At 71.9% G+C, this 15,751-nt stretch carries 15 protein-coding genes; 8 read left to right on the plus strand and 7 right to left on the minus strand.

Features of this window, described 5'->3' with window-relative positions:
* The first annotated feature begins 8 nt into the window (after nt 1-8).
* Nucleotides 9-473: a Fe-S cluster assembly sulfur transfer protein SufU gene (sufU, locus tag AB0O40_RS07570; RefSeq protein WP_365036671.1), complete on the plus strand. Its 465-nt coding sequence runs from the start codon at nt 9-11 to the stop codon at nt 471-473.
* Nucleotides 470-814, plus strand: coding sequence for a metal-sulfur cluster assembly factor (locus tag AB0O40_RS07575; RefSeq protein ID WP_365036673.1), 345 nt, complete (start codon nt 470-472; stop codon nt 812-814). The genes sufU and AB0O40_RS07575 overlap by 4 nt, the downstream gene beginning before the upstream one ends.
* Nucleotides 815-886: 72 nt before the next feature.
* On the opposite strand, the gene AB0O40_RS07580 is transcribed toward AB0O40_RS07575, so the two are convergent.
* Together AB0O40_RS07580 and AB0O40_RS07585 are read right to left on the minus strand one after the other, a co-directional pair.
* A complete protein-coding gene (locus AB0O40_RS07580) occupies nt 887-1,048 on the minus strand; it encodes a hypothetical protein (protein ID WP_365036675.1) in 162 nt (53 codons plus the stop codon).
* Between the two features lie 153 nt (nt 1,049-1,201).
* Nucleotides 1,202-3,475 carry a hypothetical protein gene (locus AB0O40_RS07585; RefSeq protein WP_365036677.1) on the minus strand — a complete coding sequence of 758 codons (2,274 nt, stop codon included), beginning with the start codon at nt 3,473-3,475 and terminating at the stop codon, nt 1,202-1,204.
* Nucleotides 3,476-3,651: 176 nt separating this feature from the next.
* Here AB0O40_RS07585 and AB0O40_RS07590 point away from each other — a divergent pair, with 176 nt between their 5' ends.
* Nucleotides 3,652-4,980 carry a hypothetical protein gene (locus AB0O40_RS07590; RefSeq protein ID WP_365036740.1) on the plus strand — a complete coding sequence of 443 codons (1,329 nt, stop codon included), beginning with the start codon at nt 3,652-3,654 and terminating at the stop codon, nt 4,978-4,980.
* A gap of 18 nt (nt 4,981-4,998) precedes the next feature.
* Here AB0O40_RS07590 and AB0O40_RS07595 read toward each other — a convergent pair whose 3' ends face one another.
* On the minus strand, nt 4,999-6,255 hold the full coding sequence (locus tag AB0O40_RS07595; RefSeq protein ID WP_365036679.1) for a hypothetical protein: 1,257 nt from the start codon (nt 6,253-6,255) through the stop codon (nt 4,999-5,001).
* Between the two features lie 94 nt (nt 6,256-6,349).
* Here AB0O40_RS07595 and AB0O40_RS07600 point away from each other — a divergent pair, with 94 nt between their 5' ends.
* The 3 genes from AB0O40_RS07600 to dapD all read left to right on the plus strand — a co-directional run bounded on the left by AB0O40_RS07600 (nt 6,350) and on the right by dapD (nt 8,328).
* The gene (locus tag AB0O40_RS07600; RefSeq protein ID WP_365036681.1) at nt 6,350-6,670 is read left to right on the plus strand and encodes a multidrug efflux SMR transporter; all 321 of its coding nucleotides are present in this window, start codon (nt 6,350-6,352) and stop codon (nt 6,668-6,670) included.
* The gene (locus AB0O40_RS07605) at nt 6,670-7,269 is read left to right on the plus strand and encodes a TetR family transcriptional regulator (RefSeq protein ID WP_365036683.1); all 600 of its coding nucleotides are present in this window, start codon (nt 6,670-6,672) and stop codon (nt 7,267-7,269) included. Before AB0O40_RS07600 ends, AB0O40_RS07605 begins: the two co-directional genes overlap by 1 nt.
* 81 nt (nt 7,270-7,350) lie before the next feature.
* Nucleotides 7,351-8,328, plus strand: coding sequence for a 2,3,4,5-tetrahydropyridine-2,6-dicarboxylate N-succinyltransferase (dapD, locus tag AB0O40_RS07610; RefSeq protein WP_365036685.1), 978 nt, complete (start codon nt 7,351-7,353; stop codon nt 8,326-8,328).
* 110 nt (nt 8,329-8,438) lie between these two features.
* Here dapD and AB0O40_RS07615 read toward each other — a convergent pair whose 3' ends face one another.
* Nucleotides 8,439-8,693 carry a hypothetical protein gene (locus AB0O40_RS07615; RefSeq protein ID WP_365036687.1) on the minus strand — a complete coding sequence of 85 codons (255 nt, stop codon included), beginning with the start codon at nt 8,691-8,693 and terminating at the stop codon, nt 8,439-8,441.
* Nucleotides 8,694-8,926: 233 nt separating this feature from the next.
* Nucleotides 8,927-10,792 carry an endonuclease/exonuclease/phosphatase family protein gene (locus AB0O40_RS07620; protein WP_365036689.1) on the minus strand — a complete coding sequence of 622 codons (1,866 nt, stop codon included), beginning with the start codon at nt 10,790-10,792 and terminating at the stop codon, nt 8,927-8,929.
* 249 nt (nt 10,793-11,041) lie between these two features.
* On the opposite strand from AB0O40_RS07620, the gene AB0O40_RS07625 reads away from it, so the two are divergent.
* Both AB0O40_RS07625 and AB0O40_RS07630 read left to right on the plus strand, forming a co-directional pair.
* Entirely contained in the window at nt 11,042-12,511 is a 1,470-nt protein-coding gene (locus tag AB0O40_RS07625) for a hypothetical protein (RefSeq protein WP_365036691.1), read from the plus strand.
* 151 nt (nt 12,512-12,662) lie between these two features.
* Nucleotides 12,663-14,105 carry an alkaline phosphatase PhoX gene (locus tag AB0O40_RS07630; protein WP_365036693.1) on the plus strand — a complete coding sequence of 481 codons (1,443 nt, stop codon included), beginning with the start codon at nt 12,663-12,665 and terminating at the stop codon, nt 14,103-14,105.
* A gap of 77 nt (nt 14,106-14,182) precedes the next feature.
* Here the strand turns inward: AB0O40_RS07630 and AB0O40_RS07635 are convergent, their stop codons facing one another.
* Both AB0O40_RS07635 and AB0O40_RS07640 read right to left on the minus strand, forming a co-directional pair.
* A complete protein-coding gene (locus AB0O40_RS07635; RefSeq protein WP_365036695.1) occupies nt 14,183-14,365 on the minus strand; it encodes a hypothetical protein in 183 nt (60 codons plus the stop codon).
* A 79-nt stretch (nt 14,366-14,444) separates the two neighbouring features.
* Nucleotides 14,445-15,734, minus strand: a complete 1,290-nt coding sequence (locus AB0O40_RS07640; protein WP_365036697.1) for a TerD family protein — start codon at nt 15,732-15,734, stop codon at nt 14,445-14,447.
* Nucleotides 15,735-15,751 lie beyond the last annotated feature (17 nt).

Genomic DNA, 15,751 nt, shown 5'->3' on the forward strand with positions numbered 1-15,751 from the left:
GGGACGCCGTGAAGCTGGATTCGATGTACCAGGAACTGATCCTGGACCACTACAAGCACCCGCACGGCCGCGGCCTGCGCGACGGTGACGCCGAGGTGCACCACGTCAACACGACCTGCGGCGACGAGATCACGCTGCGCGTCAAGTACGACGGTGACACCCTCACGGACGTCTCGTACGAGGGGCAGGGCTGCTCGATCAGCCAGGCCAGCGCCTCGGTGCTCAACGAACTCCTGGTCGGCAAGGACCTCGCCGACGCGCAGAAGATCCAGGCCACCTTCCTGGAACTGATGCAGTCCAAGGGCAAGATCGAGCCCGACGACGCTATGGAGGAGGTGCTGGAGGACGCGGTCGCGTTCGCCGGCGTCTCGAAGTACCCGGCCCGCGTGAAGTGCGCGCTGCTGAGCTGGATGGCGTGGAAGGACGCGACCGCCCAGGCGCTGGGCGAGGGCGCCGAGAGGAAGACGGCATGAGCGAGAACGCAACCCCCGAGCTGACCACGAAGCCGGCCACCGAGGAAGAGGTCCGCGAGGCCCTTTACGACGTGGTCGACCCCGAGCTGGGCATCGACGTGGTCAACCTGGGCCTGATCTACGGCATCCACATCGACGACGCCAACATCGCGACCCTGGACATGACGCTGACGTCCGCGGCCTGCCCGCTGACCGACGTGATCGAGGACCAGGCCAAGTCCGCGACCGAGGGCATCGTCAACGAGCTCCGGATCAACTGGGTCTGGATGCCGCCGTGGGGCCCCGACAAGATCACCGACGACGGCCGCGAGCAGCTCCGCGCGCTCGGCTTCAACGTCTGATCCGTCTCCACGTACGTTTCCCGTAGGGCACCACTGAGAACGTCAGTGGTGCCCTACGGCCGTTCTTGCCGGTTACCTGCGCAGTGCTTTGACGAAGAGACGGTAGACCGTGATGCGCTGCTCGCCGCTCAGCCCCCGCAGCGCCACGACGGTGCCGATCAGGAGCGTCGTCAGGAGCATTGTTAGTGCCGTCACTGTCACTACCAGTGCAACGTGCTCGGTCAGGTCGGCCATGAAGAGTCCTCCTTCCGCACTGCGGGCCCGGTGCCCGGGTGCAGACCGATCAAAGGCCATCGGCCTTGCCGCACGAGCCGGCACATCCGACCGGCAGAGTGAAGCTGCTGGTCAGGCGGGGAATTCGGATTTCCGGATCGGACGGCACGTACGTCAGCGCCGGTGACCACGCTCGGGGTCCCGTGTGTGTTCGTCCCTGAACGGACGGAACCACTCGGCGGGGCGGAGATACGCGACACCGGCGAAGACGTTGATCGGGTTGTCCGGGTCCTCAGTGCCGGACATCCATGGCCAATAGAGCCAGAGGACATCGTGGTCCTCGAAGAGCAAGTCCTTGCACTCGGCCCAGTCGTAGTCGTCCGGCGCCTCGGGCAGCCCTTCGGTCAGAGAGGCCACCAACTCGTCATCGTCCCGGGTCATCGCCGAGGCGTGCTCCAGGGCGATGTGCAGTGCCATCTCCTCGCCCGTGCACAGCGGCACGGGTAGGTTTCCGCCCCGGATGTCATTTGCCAGATCGTCGTAGCATCGCGCGAGTTCACGCCGCCACCGCCGGCCCTGCATCCAGGTTTGTGACGGGAGTGAACCGAGCATGAAGGACCAGTCCTTCCTGGCCCGGATACGCTTGCCGCCTCGCTCCTCGATTTCGCTGTATGTCATGTCGCAAGCGATGTCGAGTGCCGCTTCCAGAACCTTCAACGTGCGGGGCGTGGGTGACCAAGGCTCCACATCGTCATCCCATTCGTCGCGATCGGAATCGGTGGCTGCACGGCCGGCTTTCACCGGCTGCTCGTAGACGCAGGGCTGCCGAAAGTACGCGACGCACTCCGCATCTCCGGCCTTCGCCGCCCGGCGGTACCACTTGACTGCCTTGTCGCGTGTCCCTTGCAGCATGAAGTGGTTACCGAGGAGCCGCATCGAGGTGGTGTCACCGGCAGCGATGGCGCTGCGCAGCCAGGTCTTCGCCTTCTTGGGGTCCCGGCGGCGATGGAGGACCCCCAGCATGCGCATGGCGATCAGGTCTCCTTCCCGGGCTGTGGGGAGGAGGACACGATCGCTCACGTCGGGGCGGTTGTTGAAAAAGGCCGCCAGCGCAACCTCACGGCGTTGATGCTCGTCCTGAGCGAGCTCCAAGGCGGTTGCCCAGGTCTGCGATGGCACTTCACGCAGCTGCGGCTCCCGCAGCACTGCATCGACGAGATAGTCGAAGGCTTGCCAGCCGCTGTCGGTCGGGATCAGGTGACGTGTCGTTCCGAGCTGGGGTTCTGTGGCCCAATCCCAGGCGTCGCCAAGTGATTCAGGTACGAGCAGTGCTTTGTTGCCGCCAGGTATGTAGTACTCGTGGAGTCCATCAAGGGTGCTCCGGGGAACGGGAGTCGCTACGCCGGCTCTTGCCAGGTCGATGGCTGCCCAGGCGTAGGCAGCCCCGCGAGGGTTGCCTCCCACGCGCGACGCCTGCCGCAGTTCCCGCCACAACTGTGGGCCCGCCGCGATGTGCTCTGCGACCCCGTGCTCACCGGACGCAGCCAGTGCGCTCATCAGTCGGGGATCTCCGTTTTCCTCGACTGCCTGCGTGGCGCGTTGCAGCTCCCCTTCCGACCACAGCCGCTCCAGGTGGATTTCCGCGGCTTGGTTGAGTACCTCCACCGCGGTCCCATCGGTGCGTATCCGGTGGTGGAACGAATCCCGCAGCGTCGCGATGACCACGATGCGAGCTTCGCGTAGACGCCTGAAGTGTCGTGCGTCGAGTCCATGTGTCCCCAGAAACCGCTCTGCGTTGTCCAGCCAGAGCACGCAGGACTGACCGCGCCGTGCAAGCGCGAGGGCCCGCTCGACTTCGCTCTCGACGCGGCTGATACCGGGCGGCGCGAGGATGAGATGCTCGCCGAGGACGCTCCGCGTGCATTCATGTGCGGTACGCGTCTTTCCTGCAGCAGAATCCCCGGTGAGGAGGAGCATGCCTCCTTCACCGATGAGAGACCGCATGGCGGCGCGAACGCGATCGTCGACGTCGCGTGGCACGTAGCGCGGTACGTCAGGTTCACCTGCAACGGATTGGGCCGGATGGACGCCGAGTTCGAGCGGCAACGCATCTGCGCCCAGCATGGGCTGCTCCTGAAGTGGCGACGGCTTCTCGGCCTTGGCCGCTCTGTAGGCGGACGCCCATGCCTCCCGGTCCAGGAGGCCGCGCACTCCGGCGATCCGTTCGAAGGCGCGCAGTAGGGATTCGAGAGCGTGCGGAGTTGCAGGCAAACCGCGTCCGCGTTGCCATTCACTCAGGGACGACGTGCGGAGAACCGTGGTTCCTTGACCTGAGCTTGCACGTGCTACCTGGTCGAGGGTTGCATCCAGATCGTCGAAGGCCTTTTGGACCATGCTCGCGAAACGGGCGCGAGCTCCCTGCGACTCTAAGCGGGGATGCGCTGTCATGCTCTCGATTGTTAGCGGTAAGCGCCATCTGTGTTGTCTCTTCGTACCGTTCCTGGCTACTCGGCGTTGGGGAACGAGCTCGAGTGTTCTCGACGGCTGCCACGCCGTGGCGGCGTGCTCGAGAGGAACATGCTGTGACCGTTCGCCACGTTGCCGGACTCGCCGGTGCCGCCGCCCTGCTGGTCGCCGGGCTGACCACGCCCGCGCAGGCCGTGAGCTACGGCACGCCCACCATCTCCTTCTCGGCCTCCTACCTCTCCGGCGCGGTCGGCGCGGTCGGCGACCCGGTGGTGAGCGTCACCGTCGGCCAGAGCGGGGCCGACGCGGGTGCGCTGACCGTGGCCGCCTCCGCCAGCAGCAAGAGCTCGGTGGCCGGCACCGCGGACGTGGCCGTGACCGGCACCGGCGCCGTCCGGCAGCTCGCGGTCACCGCCCGCGGCCGCGGCTACGCCAACCTCACCATCAAGGTGACGGGCCTGGGCGGGAAGACCGCCACCAAGACCCTGTCCTACGCGGCCTCCGCGGCGGTGCAGAACCCGGCCGACGCCCGCTACCTCACCGGCTCCTCGGACGCCTCGGCCGCGGTGGACCTCGGCGGCGGCTACGTGGTCGTGGCCGACGACGAGTCCAACGTGCTGCGGATGTACGACCGCACCCGCTCCGGCGCGCCGGTGCGCACCTGGGACTTCTCCTCCCAGCTCGGGGTCTCCAAGGAGGTGGACATCGAGGGCGCCGCGCGCGTCGGCGACACCATCTACTGGACCGGCTCGCTGGGCAACAACAAGGACGGCGAGTACAAGGCCGACCGCAACACCGTCTTCACCACCAAGGTGACCGGCTCCGGGGCGGGCGCCCAGCTCAGCTACGGCCGCTCGTACAAGAAGCTCCGCGACGACCTGGTCGCCTGGGACAAGGCCAACGGCAACCGGTACGGCTTCTCGCACGGCACCGCCACCGGCCAGGTGCCCAAGCAGATCGACGGCTTCAACGTCGAGGGCCTGGAGTTCGCGCCCGGCTCGACCAGCACCGCGTACATCGGCTTCCGCGCCCCGCTCGCCCCGGCCGTGCCCGGCGGCAAGGCGCTGCTGGTGCCGGTGACCAACATGGACCAGGTGCTCGCCAGCGGCACCAAGGCCGTCTTCGGCGCGCCGGTCGAGCTGGACCTGGGCGGCCTGTCGGTGCGCGACCTGCGCAAGAACGCCGCCGGCCAGTACCTGGTCCTGGCCGGCAGCTGGGCGGCCGACGACAACACCGACCCGTACGCGCTCTACTCGTGGGACGGCGTCGCCGGCCACGCCCCGGTCAAGGTCCGGGACCTGCCGACCAGCGACGCGGGCGGCTGGGAGGCCGTGGTGGACGTCCCGGACCTCACCGTCCCCGGCGCCCGGGTGCAGCTGATCACCGACAACGGCTCGGCGGACCTGTACGGCGACGGGACCGAGGCCAAGGACCTCACCCACGCCGAGTGGAAGAAGTCCCGGGCCGCCTGGTTCACCGTCGGCTAGTCACGGCGCGCCAGCACGTCAGGGGGCCTGGCCCGACGGGGGACCGGCGGGCGGGGCCCCCTGCGGAGGTGCCTCCCCGGTCGCGGCGGCCAACAGGGCGGGGGCCAGGCCCTCCTGACGCATCCGCTGGTCGACGTAGAGCAGCCCGGTCGCCAGCTGCGGCAGCCCGAGCTGGAAGAGCTGGCTGACCACCATGCCGAGCAGGATGCACAGGCAGTAGACGACCATGCCCAGCACCATCCCGGCCGTGCTGCCGTCCGCGTCGCCCGCGTCCAGCAGGGCGGCCGGGAACAGCGCGAACATGCCGACGAAGGTGAACGGCAGCTGGATCACGTAGCCGATCACCGAGGCGATCAGCACGGTGAGCAGGGTGATGCCGAAGATCCGCCACCAGGCGCCCTTCACCAGCGCGGCGGAGCGGCGCAGCGCGGCGACCGGGCCCAGGCCCTCGACCACCACGGCCGCCGGGGCCAGGCTGAACCTCACGCCCAGCCAGACCGACAGCGGCAGCGTCGCCAGCACGCCCAGCGGCAGGAGCACCACCGCCGGGGAGACGTCCTCGCCGGAGTAGTCGGCGCTGACGATCGCGGCCACCGCGGCCGCCGCGACCAGCAGCACCGGCCCGCCGGCCAGCAGTGCGGTGAGCAGCAGGGTGCCGAGCATCGCGGGCAGCCGGGACCAGGCACGGCGGAACATCGCGCCGTAGGTGGTGCGGCGGCCCAGCACGGCCTCCTGGAGGACGGCGGGCGTCAGGGCGCTGATCACGGCCCAGCCCACCAGGACCACGGCCAGCAGCAGCACGCCCACCGGGATCAGGGCCAGCAGCACCGCCCGCAGGTCATCGGCCACCACGTCCTCGCCGGCCGGCCGGTCGAAGACGCCGTCCAGGTGCGTGTGGACCAGGCCGATGCCGGCGGCCACCGCGCCGGTGACCAGCAGCACGCCCACGCCCTGGACCGTCAGCATCACCCCGACCAGCTGTTTCCAGTAGCGCCCGAAGGTGCTGAAGGCGCCGCCGAGGACGTCCCCGAGGGTCAGGGGGCGCAGGGGTATGACCCCAGGCCTGGGCGGTGGCGGGGGTGCCCAGCCCCAGCCGGGCGGGCCGGCGGGGGCGGGTCCGCCCGGATAGCCGCCCGGGTAGCCGTACGGGCCGGGCGGCGGCGGTGTGCCGGGTGCGTGCCGGTACGGGTCCTGCGGGCCGTGCTGGGGGCCGTACGGGCCGTGCCCCGCGCCGTCGGACGGATCCGGCGCTCCCCACCCCTGGTTCTGCTTCATGCCTGCACGGTATCCCTCGCAGCGCCGCAGGTGGAGAGGGGTGCGGGAGCCATGATGTGTACGCACGTACGCATCGTTGGGTACGCTTGTCCGCATGCCTTACGTACTGCTGGCCGCGGCCATAGCGGCAGAGGTCGCCGGGACCACCGCCATGAAGTACAGCGACGGCTTCAGCCGGCTGTGGCCCTCGCTGGGCACCCTCCTCGGCTACGTCATCGCCTTCACGCTGCTCGCGCAGACCCTGAAGTCGATGTCCGTCGGCACGGCGTACGCGATCTGGGCCGGTGTGGGCACCGCAGCCATCGCCGCCATCGGCATGGTCTTCCTCGGCGAGGCGGCCACCGCGGCGAAGCTGGCGGGCATCGTGCTGGTGATAGCCGGGGTGGTGCTGCTCAATCTGGGGGGCTCGCACTGATGGCCGGCCGCCGGTACGACCCCGACCGCCGGGAGCGGCTGATCGACGCCGCGATCCGGGTGGTGGGCCGCAAGGGCATCGCGGGCCTGACCCACCGCTCGGTGGCCGCCGAGGCGGACGTGCCGCTGGGCTCCACCACCTACCACTTCGCCACCCTCGACGAGCTGCTGGTCGCCGCGCTGCGCCGGCTCAACGAGGGCTTCGCCGCCGCCGTCGGGGCCGGCATCGCACCGGCCGGCCCCGACGACGGCGGCGAAGCCCCGGACCTGGCCGAGGAACTGGCCCGGCAGTTGGGGCGGTGGCTGGCCGGGGACCCCTCGGGGGACCGCACGGGCGTGGAGCTGGAGTACGAGCTGTACCTGGCCGCGCTGCGCCGGCCCGCACTGCGGCCGGTGGCCGCCGAGTGGTGCGAGGCGGTGACCGCGCTGCTGGCCCGGCGCACCGACCCGCGCACCGCCCGGGCGCTGGTCGCCCTGATGGACGGGCTGAGCCTCCAGGTCCTCCTCACCGGAGCCCCGTACGACCCCGGGTACGTCGCCGACGTGCTGCGCCGGGTGCTGACGGGTGCCGGGCCCCCGGTGCCGCCCGAGGGCGGCTGAGCGGGTCGGCGGCGGCCGGCCGGGCGACCGGCACATGAGACCGGTTCGCCCGCAGCGCCCGTCGCCGGTTAGCGTGCCTCCATGACTACGCGTACCACCGGCGCCGTCGCCGCCGGACTTGCCACCCTCACCCCCGACGGCACCGTCCTCGACACCTGGTTCCCCGCCCCCGAGCTGGTCGCCGAGCCCGGCCCGGCCGGGACCGAGCGGCTGAGCACCGAGCAGGCCGTCGAGCTGCTCGGCGCGGCCGCCGCGCAGGCGATCCGCACGGACGCGGTCCGTGGCGTCGAGGTCGTCGCCGTCCGCACCGTCATCTCCTCCCTCGAGGACAAGCCGCTGGACGCCCACGACGCGTACCTGCGCCTGCACCTGCTCAGCCACCGGCTGGTCAAGCCGCACGGTCAGAACCTCGACGGCGTCTTCGGCCTGCTCGCCAACGTCGCCTGGACCTCGCTGGGTCCGGTCGCCGTGGACCAGGTCGAGACCGTTCGCCTCAACGCCCGCGCCCAGGGCCTGCACCTCCAGGTCACCTCGATCGACAAGTTCCCGCGGATGACGGACTACGTCGCCCCCAAGGGCGTGCGCATCGCCGACGCCGACCGGGTCCGCCTGGGCGCGCACCTGGCCGAGGGCACCACCGTCATGCACGAGGGCTTCGTCAACTTCAACGGCGGCACCCTCGGCACCTCCATGGTCGAGGGCCGCATCTCGGCCGGCGTCGTGGTCGGCAACGGCTCCGACATCGGTGGCGGCGCCTCCACCATGGGCACCCTCTCCGGCGGCGGCAAGCAGATCATCTCCATCGGCGAGCGCTGCCTGCTGGGCGCCGAGTCCGGCATCGGCATCGCGCTCGGCGACGAGTGCATCGTCGAGGCCGGCCTCTACGTCACCGCCGGCACCCGGGTCACCCTGCCGGACGGCCAGATCGTCAAGGCGCTGGAGCTCTCCGGCGCCAGCAACATCCTCTTCCGCCGCAACTCCACCACCGGCGCCGTCGAGGCCCGCCCGAACAACGCGGTCTGGGGCGGCCTGAACGACGTCCTGCACAGCCACAACTGACGCCGTGCGGGCTGCGGCCCGCGCCCGCGCAGCACGCGAGAGCCCCCCGGCCGGTACTTCCGGCAGGGGGGCTCTCGCACGCGGTGCGCGGCCGTGGTGCAGTACGGCCGTCAGCTCATGGGGATCGAACGCACCAGGCCCGCGAAGGCCCGCTGCTCCTCCTCCGTCAGCTCCACGCTCTCCATCGGGTGCGAGGCCACCCCGCGCTGGGCCGGGATCGTCGCGAGACCGTCGAAGGCGCCTGGCTCCGGGTGGTGGAAGCGGCTGTCCCACAGCATGTGGCCCAGGCCGAGCACCCACACCAGGGCGGCGACCAGCAGGACGGCCAGGCCGATTTCCTGGGCGAGCGACATGGAGGTGAACACGCGGTCCTCCAAAGGGAGTGCGAGCGGTACGGGTCGGACGTTCAGGACACTCAACACCACTCGGGCACGCTTGCACGAGCAATGTGGCGCAGATCACGCCAGGGTCGAAAGTCCCGACTTGCCCCACCGTGCGGCCCTTTTCGGCCACCCCGGGATCCGCCGGCCCGCCGCCCCCGGACCCCCGCCTGCCCGTTTCCGGGTCGGATGCAAGGGTCCGCGGGCGGCAGCGGGCATTACGGGCGGAAGCGCAGGACCTGCGGGTCGTGGTCGCTGTTCTGGTCCGCGAACTCCGCGTTGATGTGCACGCTGTCGTACGCGTAGTTCTTCACCGCCGGGCTGACCAGGATCTGGTCCAGCACCTGGGCGTTGCCCTGGTAGACGTACGAGTAGCGCTCCGCGCGGGGCAGCGAGCGGATCGCCGAGTAGAGCGCGCCGCCGTCCTGGAGGGCCTGCGCGGTGCCCGAGAACTCGAAGTCGTTGATGTCGCCGAGGGCGATGACCTCGGCGTTCTTCTCCGTCGCCAGGATGTCCTTGACGAAGCCGTTCACGGCCTGGGCCTGGAGCAGGCGCTTGGCCTCGGAGGAGCGCACCGGCGGCTGGTGGACCGAGGTCAGGCCCTCGTCGCCGCCCTTCGAGGAGAAGTGGTTGGCGATCACGATGACCTTGCGGCCGCGGAAGACGAACTCGCCGGCCAGCGGCTTGCGGCTGTCGTCCCAGGCCGGGTTGGCGGGGTCGATCCGGCCGGGGGAGTGGGTCAGCGCCGCGTGGCCGTTCAGGCGCACCACGCCGTTGGCGGTGGTGGAGTCGCCCGCGTCGCGGTCGGTGAAGGAGACCCGCTCCGGGTTGAAGAGGAAGACCTGGCGGATGTTGCCGCCGGGCTCGCCGCCGTCCTTGAGGTTCACCGGGTCGATCGAACGCCACTGGTAGGCCGGGCCGCCCGCGGCCACGATCGCGTCGGTGAACTTGCGGATGGTCTCGCCCGCGGAGACGGTGCCGTCGTTCTTGGCGCCGTTGTCGTCCTGGATCTCCTCGAGGGCGACGATGTCGGGGGAGGCGAGGTTCTCGACGACGGCCTTGGCCAGCGCGTCGAACTTCTCCTGCGGGTCGGTCGGGTCGAGGTTCTCCACGTTGTACGTGGCGACCGCGAGCTCACCGGGCTGCTGCGCCTTGGTCTTCTCGCGCTCCAGGCCCTTGGACTGGACGGTGCCCAGGGTGCGGGCCACCAGCGTGTAGCCGCCGAACTGGTTGAAGTCCAGCGGGCCCTCGGTGACGCCGGTCAGCTTGTCGCCGACGTCCGCCTTCGGGAACGGCTGCTGCGCCAGCGGGGCGAGCTGCTGGATCTGGAGGCGGCCGGTGTTCTGGGACTCGTACGAGCCGTAGAGCGTGCCGCCGCGGCGGGCGGTGTTCTCCCAGCCCTTCACGGTGACCCACAGCTCGGCGTACGGGTCGGTGGCGCCGACGACCCGGGAGGTGCCGATGCGGACGTTCATGCCCTCCAGGGACTCGTAGTAGTCCAGGGCGTAGGTGGCCGGGTCGAGGGTCAGGCCGTTGATGCTGCCGGCCGCGGCCGGGTCGCCCTCCGGGGCGTACTGCGCGGGCACCGAGTACTCGTTGACCTGCACGGCCTCGGGCAGCGCGTTGCCGGAGGAGACCACGGTGACCTTGGGCTTGCTGATCTGGGTCACCGACTGGTTGCCCGAGGTCAGGCCGCCGGGGACGTACTCGCCCACCAGGCCGGCCACGGAGACCGCGTCGCCCACGGCGACGGTCGGCACCGAGCTGGTGAAGACGAAGACGCCCTCGCTGGTCGCGGCGTCGTCGTCGGCGTCGGGGTCCTGCATCCAGAAGCCGCGGGAGCCGTAGGTGCGGACGCCGGTGACGATGCCGGTGACGCCGGTGACCTGCTGGCCGACCAGCGGGGAGACGCGGGTGGTGCCCTGGATGTCGTGGATGCGTATCGCGGCGGTCGCGTCGTCCGCGGTGGCCTCGGCGGCGGACGCGGAACCGGCGAGCAGGCCGGCGGCGAGGGCGGCGGCCACGACGGAGGCGACGGCGGCGGAACGGGGAATGGATCCGGTCACGATGGGACGGGAACGCATGGGCAGGACTCCGGTGTCGATGAGGGGGCGGAGCGAAAAGTGGTCGGTGGATCCCTGTTCGAGATCTACGCGCGTCAATCTCTTGTGTGTCCATGCCAGTTGTCAAGGCCGGGCGGGGGTACGGCGGTTGAAGGGCATATGAACCGGACGGGATGGGGCGAATTGCGTCTACCCTGGGGCGGTCCCGGCGCCGGTCCGGCACCCCGGGCCCGCCGATCCGCACCCCGCTCCACCTGAGGAGAACCAGCCATGTCCGCAGAGCGCTCCCCGCTGCCGCCGGTGCGACTGCCGTCCGAGGCGGAACTGGCCCGCGAGGCCCTGGCGTCGCCGCTGCTCGGGCGGGCCGTCCGGATCGCCCGCTGGGCCGGCCCGGCCACCCGCGTCGGCGCCGGCGGCGAACTCCTCACGGAACAGCTGCCCGCGGCCGCCGCGGCCCTGGGGCTGGGTGCGGACGACGAGGCGTACGCCTGCGCCAGCGAGGCCTGGCGGATCGCCGTCGACACCGGCCTGGTCGAGGTCACCGACCCCGCCGAGGGCGCCGAGGCCGAGGGCGGCACGGCCCGCGCCGGGGCCGAACTCGCCGTGGTCGCGGGCGCGCCCGGGGACGTCCTCGGGCTGTGGCTCGCGGCGCTGGAGACGGTCCTGGCCGACGCCGCGGTCCCCGACCTCGACGACCTGGTCGACGCCCTCGAGTCCGGCGACGAGATCGACTTCGCCGGACTGGACTGGGACCCCGAGGCCGAAGAGGAGTTCCTGGACGAGGTCCTGACGAGCCTGTACCTGCTGACCGTCGCCGAGGGCGGGGCGGGCGAGGGACCGGTGCCGCTGCCGGTGCTGGCCGCCTCGATGATCGTGCCCGAGGACATGTCCGAGCCCACCGACGACGTGCTGGAGCAGGTCTCGGACGCGATGATGCGGCTGGACGACCAGTTCCGGACCCTGGAGCCGATCGGGCTGGTGGAGTTCCGGCCGGTGGACGAGGAGCTGATGGCCGAGGCGGACGACGAGGAGCTGGCGGCGGCCGGAGCCGGCCCGGACGGCGCCGCCGAGGAGGAGGACATCGCCCGCTACGGCATGGTCCGTCTCACCCCGCTCGGGCTCTTCGGCATCCGGGCCCGGATGCTGGAGGCCGGGGTGACCGCGCCGGCCGTCGGCGAGCTGGCCGAGAAGGGCGCGGACGCCCTGCTGGACGCGGTGGCACTGTTCCCCGAGGCGGCGGCCCGGGCGGAGATCGAGCTGTGGCTGGCCGGACGGGCCCCCGTCGCGGCGGCGGCCGACCTGCTGGCCGCGGCGAAGGGCACCGACGCCGGCGCCCCGCTGCGGCGGCTGGGCTGCCAGCAGGCCCTGGCACTGGCCGGGCCGGGCGCCGAGCCCGCGGTCCGGGCCGTGCTGGCCGACCGGGAGCTGGGCGGGCTGGCCCGGGTGTGGCTGGTGGAGCGGGGCGCGGCCGACGTGCCGGCGCCGGGCGAGGACATGGTCTTCTGGCTCGCGGTGGACACCCTCGCCGCCCAACTGGCCGCCGACGGCGACCCCGAGGAGCTGGCCGCCCTGATGACCGGCCTGACCGGCGGCCACGGCGGCTTCTTCGACGCGGTCTGGCGGGTGGACCACCCGGCCGTCACCGAGGTCCTGGAGGCCATGGGCACCCTGCACCCCGACAAGAAGGCCGCGAAGGAGGCCCGGAAGGCGGCGTTCAAGGCGCGGTCGACGCGAGGGTAGCCGACGGCCGGCGGCGGTGGCCGGATCTGCCCCGCGACGGCGGGGAGCGGACACGGCAGGCTTGCGGGGCGTTCAACTCCCGTTCAGAAAGGGGCGGGAGCCTGTCCGCCGACAAGCCAGGCACCCGCGTCCGTCCCCACAAGGAGAACCGATGCCGCTCAGCCGCAGGGAATTCACCGCCCGCTCCGCCGTCGCCGGGGCCGGGATCGCGCTCACCGGCGCGGTAGGCGCCCTGGCCACCGCCCCAGGGGCGCTCGCCGCCGAGCAGACCGAGTCGGGCGGCCGGCACTGCGAGCCGGGGTACGGCCCGCTGGTCCCCGACCCGGCCGGCCTGCTCGCGCTGCCCGCCGGCTTCACGTACCGCGTCCTGACCCACAGCGGCGTCACCCGGCTGGAGAGCGGTGAGTTCACGCCCTCCAACCACGACGGCACGGCCGCCTTCCAGGGCCACCGGGACGTCACCCTGCTGGTGAACAACCACGAGCTGAAGGGCCCCCGCTCCCTGTGGGAGCACCCGGTCCCGCTCACCGAGGGCCTGGTGTACGACCCGGCCGCGGCGGGCGGCTGCACGGTCGTCGAGGTCCGCCGCGGCGGACAGGTCGCCGAGTGGGTCGGCATCGCCGGCACCTCGACCAACTGCGCCGGCGGCAGCACCCCCTGGGGCACCTGGCTGACCTGCGAGGAGACCGAGGACCTGGCCGGCAAGAACGGCATGACCAAGGACCACGGCTACGTCTTCGAGGTCGACCCGGCCGACGCCCGCGCCAACCGCTCCCCGCAGCCGGTCAAGGCCTTCGGCCGGTACGCCCACGAGGCCGTGGTCATCGACCCGCGGAGCGGCCACGCCTACCTGACCGAGGACGCCTCGGGCCCGAACGGCCTGCTCTACCGCTGGGTGCCGCCGACCGGCTTCCGGCACGGCCGCGGCCGGCTGCGCACGCTGGCCGCCGACGCGGGCGTGCTCCAGGCGCCCAAGTGCTTCGACAGCGCGGGCCGGTTCGTCGACGACCTCTCCCGGGCCACCCGGATCGGCACGGTCTACGGGGTGGACTGGGTGGACGTGCCGGACCGCGACGGCCGGACCACCTCGGTGCGCAAGCAGTTCGGGGAGGGCGAGATCACCCGGGCCCGCAAGCTCGAGGGGATGTGGTGGGCCGACGGCGGCACGTACTTCGTCTCGTCCTACGCGCGCGAGGAGAGCCCGGGCGCCCCGCACGACGGGCAGGTGTGGTTCTACGACCCCAAGCGCCGCACGGTCCGGCTGACCGTCCTGCTCGGGGTCAACGCCGACCCGGCGGCCGACGGGGCCTTCGACGGGCCGGACAACATCACGGTCTCGCCCTACGGCGGTCTGGTCATCGCCGAGGACGGCGAGGGCGTGCAGCACCTTTTCGGGGCGACCGAGACCGGGCAGACCTACCCGCTGGCGCGCAACGAGCTGAACCTCGGCACCCCGGAGGAGCCGGAGTACTCGGAGTTCACCGGGGTCTGCTTCTCGCCCGACGGCCGCACGCTCTTCGCCAACATCCAGACGCCCGGGATCATGCTGGCCATCACCGGCCCCTGGCGGCGCCGGGCCCGGCACGAGCACTGAGCCCCGCAGCCGGGTCCGGCCGCGGGGCGGCCGGACCCGGCCACGGCCGGTGGCCGGGCGGGCTGGGCGGGAGCGGGTCAGCCGAGGGCGACGGGCTCGGGCGCCGCGCCCACCCCGCTCGCCCACTCGGCCAGCAGGAACTCGTACGCCTCCGAGGGCCACTCCCCGTCCCCGCGGGTCGCCACGAGCAGCCGTATCGCCTCGTTCGCCTCGGCGGCGGACGGGCGGGCGGGGCCCGTGGGAGGAGGAGTGCGGTACATGCCTCCAAGGCTACGGGCGGGCACTGACAGCGACGCCCGAACGGCCGTGGACTGTGTCACCTGCGGGCCCGCCCGTCGCTCAAAGTGCCTGCGCAGCGGGCTTGACCATGCCCCGGACTGTGCGGGACTTCACAAACTCTCCCATGGCCGTCATCTCCCATTCCCCGGAGAACTGCTTGATCAGCTTGGCCATCATGACGCCGGTCTGCGGCTCGGCGGAGGTGAGGTCGAAGCGGACCAGCTCCTCGCCGGTGGCGGCGTCGATGAGCCGGCAGTAGGCCTTGGCCACCTCGGTGAACTTCTGGCCGGAGAAGGAGTTCACCGTGAAGACCAGGCCGGTGGCCTCGGCGGGCAGCCGGCCCAGGTCCACCACGATGACCTCGTCGTCCCCGGCGCCGTCGCCGGTGAGGTTGTCGCCGGAGTGCTTGACCGACCCGCCCAGGATCGTCAGCTTGCCGAAGTAGCAGCTGTCGAGGTGGTTGCGCTGGGGGCCGTAGGCGATCACCGAGGCGTCGAGGTCGATGTCCTTGCCGCGGAAGGCGGGCTCCCAGCCGAGGCCCATCTTGACCTGGGAGAGCAGCGGCCGGCCGCCCTTGACCAGGGACACCGTCTGGTTCTTCTGGAGGTTGACCCGGCCCTTGTCGAGGTTGATCTTCCCGGTGGGCGCGGGCGCGGCGGCCGGGGCCGGCGGGGCGGCGGGGGTGCCCCAGGCGGGGGCGGCCGGAGGCTGCTCCCAGGAGGGCGGCGCCGGCGGCGCGGACGGCGCGGCGGGGCTGGTCGGTGCGCCCCAGGCCGGGGCTGTGGCCGGGGCGGGGGTGGGCGCCGGCGGGGCGGCCGGGGCCTGGGCGGCGGGTGCGGCGGCCGGCTCCTCGTCGACCGAGACGCCGAAGTCGGTGGCGATGCCGGCCAGGCCGTCGGCGTACCCCTGGCCCACCGCGCGGACCTTCCAGGCCCCGCCGCGGAGGTAGACCTCGACGACCACCAGGGCGGTCTCGGTGCCCAGCCGGGGCGGGGTGAAGGTGGCGATCACGGCGCCGTCGTCGGCGTTGCGGACCGTGGCGGTGGGCTCGATGCCCTGGAAGCTCTGGCCGGCCGCGTCGGGGCTGGCCGTGACCACGATCTTCTCGATGCCCGGCGGGACCGCGGCGGTGTCCACCACGATCGCGTCGGGCGCCGTGCCGCCGCCGGACCGGTAGGTGACCCCGGGGCCGGTGGGCTGGTTGTAGAAGATGAAGTCGGCGTCGGAACGGACCTTGCCGTCCGCGCCGAGCAGCAGCCCCGACACGTCCAGGCGGACCGGAGCGGCCACGTCCACCGTCACGCGGACGGTGTTCAGCGGCAGGTTCGAACCAGGGGTCATAGCGGTCATGACCGGTGAACGACCGA

Origin of the sequence: Streptomyces sp. NPDC089919, assembly GCF_040684615.1 — a bacterium.
Taxonomy (GTDB): Bacteria; Actinomycetota; Actinomycetes; order Streptomycetales; family Streptomycetaceae; genus Streptomyces.

What these genes read in the sequence shown, in the direction of transcription:
- AB0O40_RS07575 (WP_365036673.1), top strand. Translation starts at nt 470, where the DNA reads ATGAGCGAGAACGCAACCCCCGAGCTGACCACGAAGCCGGCCACCGAG.
- AB0O40_RS07580 (WP_365036675.1), bottom strand. Translation starts at nt 1,048, where the DNA reads ATGGCCGACCTGACCGAGCACGTTGCACTGGTAGTGACAGTGACGGCA.
- AB0O40_RS07585 (WP_365036677.1), bottom strand. Translation starts at nt 3,475, where the DNA reads ATGACAGCGCATCCCCGCTTAGAGTCGCAGGGAGCTCGCGCCCGTTTC.
- AB0O40_RS07595 (WP_365036679.1), bottom strand. Translation starts at nt 6,255, where the DNA reads ATGAAGCAGAACCAGGGGTGGGGAGCGCCGGATCCGTCCGACGGCGCG.
- AB0O40_RS07600 (WP_365036681.1), top strand. Translation starts at nt 6,350, where the DNA reads ATGCCTTACGTACTGCTGGCCGCGGCCATAGCGGCAGAGGTCGCCGGG.
- AB0O40_RS07605 (WP_365036683.1), top strand. Translation starts at nt 6,670, where the DNA reads ATGGCCGGCCGCCGGTACGACCCCGACCGCCGGGAGCGGCTGATCGAC.
- dapD (WP_365036685.1), top strand. Translation starts at nt 7,351, where the DNA reads ATGACTACGCGTACCACCGGCGCCGTCGCCGCCGGACTTGCCACCCTC.
- AB0O40_RS07620 (WP_365036689.1), bottom strand. Translation starts at nt 10,792, where the DNA reads ATGCGTTCCCGTCCCATCGTGACCGGATCCATTCCCCGTTCCGCCGCC.
- AB0O40_RS07625 (WP_365036691.1), top strand. Translation starts at nt 11,042, where the DNA reads ATGTCCGCAGAGCGCTCCCCGCTGCCGCCGGTGCGACTGCCGTCCGAG.
- AB0O40_RS07630 (WP_365036693.1), top strand. Translation starts at nt 12,663, where the DNA reads ATGCCGCTCAGCCGCAGGGAATTCACCGCCCGCTCCGCCGTCGCCGGG.
- AB0O40_RS07635 (WP_365036695.1), bottom strand. Translation starts at nt 14,365, where the DNA reads ATGTACCGCACTCCTCCTCCCACGGGCCCCGCCCGCCCGTCCGCCGCC.
- AB0O40_RS07640 (WP_365036697.1), bottom strand. Translation starts at nt 15,734, where the DNA reads ATGACCGCTATGACCCCTGGTTCGAACCTGCCGCTGAACACCGTCCGC.